The following is a 2341-nucleotide window of genomic DNA, read 5'->3' as shown; positions in this document are numbered from 1 at the left end:
AGCTACCGTATGGAATTTGATAGCCAAGGAAACCTTTTGTCGTTTGAACAGACTTAATTGAATAACAAATAAAAATCCCTCGCACTTTTTTTAGTGTGAGGGATTTTTGGTTGCGGTCAAAATTATAGAGGTTGATGACCTCTTCAAAATAGCTGTCATCAGCAAAACGGTGATTGACTTTATCTTTCTGCATTTCCCACCAATAGCCTTTAAGGCGGTAGTAGTTAATGTTTGCCAAAAAATGTGGGGCATTGCTTACCTCCTTAAAAGCCATATTTCTGCTTTTCAGCAGGTCTATTTGTTCTCGTATGGTTTTAGGATGTTTAGCCATAGCAGTTTGTGTTAGAAGCGTTTAACGAAACTGCCAAGCCTATAAAAAAAGAAGACCCGTGAGCAGATCTTACGGGATGCAACACAGGTACTGTTAGTGCAAAAGTAAGAATATTAATTATATTTACAAAGTATTTACTCATATTACTTTTATTTTACCTGTTACCACTTCGCTGATTAAGGCGGTGCGGTATTCGGTAAGTAGGTCTATTAGTTTTTCGGTTTTATTTATTAGTTTCTCAACTCTATTAGTTTCATTATCGATAAAATTTACAATTTCCGTCTGTTCTTCATCAGAGGGTATTGGGAATTCATAGTTATTGATTTTGGCTTGGGAAATAGTAGGAATAGTCCCGCCAACAACTGTTCTCTCAACCTGATAAATAATATTTGAAGATTTTAAAACATACCAAAGATATTTGTTGATACAGGTAATTTGCTTTAAAACAATAATTTGTGGATTTATTGTTGCTTTTTCAGGTAGATTTTCTACGAAAGAAACTTTGCCATATGTTGAACCTGTTTTAACAAATAGAATATCATCGTTATAAATCATAATTTCAGGTGATTCTTCATACTTCTCCCAAGATAAATAAGTGCAATTTTCGTATTCCATATGATATGCTTTCATATTTGAAGGACTAATAGTTATCGCACCCTCTCCCTTTGGGACTAAATCAGTTGTTTTATATCCTCTATAACCAATTCTGCCAAAAATTTGAGCAACGTGCCTTATTCTTTTCACTTCCCAATGCTCAGGAATTTCGCCCAACCATTCAATACCGCTGTCTTCCATTGGCACGTTGGGGTTGATACCTTTGGTAACGGCTTGGTTGATAATAGCGGTTTTTTCTTCTTCGTAGAGTTCGAGCAGGCGTTTTTTGTCGGCTATCAGTTCGTCTATTTCTGCTGTTTTGCGGTCGAGGAAGTTGGCGATGGCGGTTTGTTCTTCGGGGGTAGTAATTGGTGTTTTAATACTTCCAATCATTTCCAAATTTATACCATCCCTTTTATCTCCACCTCCAAGATTTCTAATATTCTGATAGTTTTTTCTTAACCAATACATCAAAAATCTATTATCAATTTTTTTATTTGGAACAATTACACCTAAAGACTGATTACAAGTTGTTCTAAATTGAACTTGAGCAACCATACCTTTAGTTTTTCCTTGACCTGCTAAAGCCATAACTAAGGATTTTTCAGGAATCCATTTTGCACTTGAATCGGATAAAGCTTCTTCTGTAATGTACTCAGAGGCTTCTCTAATATTTCCTTGATTTACCTCCCCAGAATTTAGCCAAGGAATAGTACCATCATTCCAATATTCAGGTTTGTTTTTTGATGGTGTACCTCCAGAATAAATCGATGCAATCCATTTTAATGATACCGAATCCCAATGCTCAGGAATTTCCCCAATCCATTCAATGCCTGAATCTTTATATGAATCGTATTTTCTCATTTGTCTGAACCTTGATTTTTAGGATTTTCCTGATGGCTTGATTTTTTGATGAGTGTGTTGTTATGTACTCTTTTGAATTGAAGGCTTTTTGCACCAAAATTTATAAGCAATCCGATTTCCATTTTATAAGCTTCTAAATAGTTCATTGCTTGTGCTAAGTGTACATCTTCGAGCTGTATCAATGCTTTTATTTCGAGCATAATACAGTCTTCGATAAAAAAATCAACCCTTCGTGTGCCAATATCATATCCTTTGTACTGCAAAGCCATTTCTTTTTCTCTTTCGTGTAGAATATTGTTCATATTCAGTTCTTTAAAGCCACTCAATGAAAGTGGAAAAAAATGGATAGAAAAAACACTGCAGTTATTACAAGTTCAGGAATACGGCAAAGGAACAGTTCGTAATTATTCGCAGGAACTCACGCTGCTATTCAAGCATTACAACGAACTTTCGGTAGAAGAACTTCGGCAGGAACACATTGAAAAATATTTGATTTTTATTAAAGAAAATCACAAAGTAGGTCGTGCAAAATGCCGTAGTGTAGCTCAAGCG

At 35.3% G+C, this 2341-nt stretch carries 4 protein-coding genes; 1 reads left to right on the top strand and 3 read right to left on the bottom strand.

Going from position 1 to position 2341, the window contains the following annotated elements; translation table 11 throughout:
• The 3 genes from VKY47_RS07955 to VKY47_RS07945 form a co-directional block, all read right to left on the bottom strand.
• A partial coding sequence (locus tag VKY47_RS07955) for an Abi family protein (RefSeq protein WP_324311834.1) occupies positions 1-331 on the bottom strand: 331 nt, incomplete at its 3' end.
• Positions 332-469: 138 nt separating this feature from the next.
• Positions 470-1789 carry a restriction endonuclease subunit S gene (locus VKY47_RS07950; protein WP_324311832.1) on the bottom strand — a complete coding sequence of 440 codons (1320 nt, stop codon included), beginning with the start codon at positions 1787-1789 and terminating at the stop codon, positions 470-472.
• Positions 1786-2091 carry a GxxExxY protein gene (locus tag VKY47_RS07945; protein ID WP_324311830.1) on the bottom strand — a complete coding sequence of 102 codons (306 nt, stop codon included), beginning with the start codon at positions 2089-2091 and terminating at the stop codon, positions 1786-1788. The genes VKY47_RS07950 and VKY47_RS07945 overlap by 4 nt, the downstream gene beginning before the upstream one ends.
• Between VKY47_RS07945 and VKY47_RS07940 the strand changes: the two genes are divergently transcribed.
• Positions 2084-2341, top strand: a 258-nt coding sequence (locus VKY47_RS07940; protein ID WP_324311829.1) for a hypothetical protein, incomplete at its 3' end; no start/stop codon positions are given. The two genes, VKY47_RS07945 and VKY47_RS07940, sit on opposite strands and share 8 nt — an antisense overlap.

It is taken from the genome of Xanthomarina sp. (assembly GCF_035306705.1).
GTDB lineage: Bacteria > Bacteroidota > Bacteroidia > Flavobacteriales > Flavobacteriaceae > Xanthomarina.
Note: the sequence above shows the minus strand (reverse complement) of the source record. Positions and strands in the feature narration are given on the sequence as shown.

What these genes read in the sequence shown, in the direction of transcription:
- VKY47_RS07950 (WP_324311832.1), bottom strand. Translation starts at nt 1,789, where the DNA reads ATGAGAAAATACGATTCATATAAAGATTCAGGCATTGAATGGATTGGG.
- VKY47_RS07945 (WP_324311830.1), bottom strand. Translation starts at nt 2,091, where the DNA reads ATGAACAATATTCTACACGAAAGAGAAAAAGAAATGGCTTTGCAGTAC.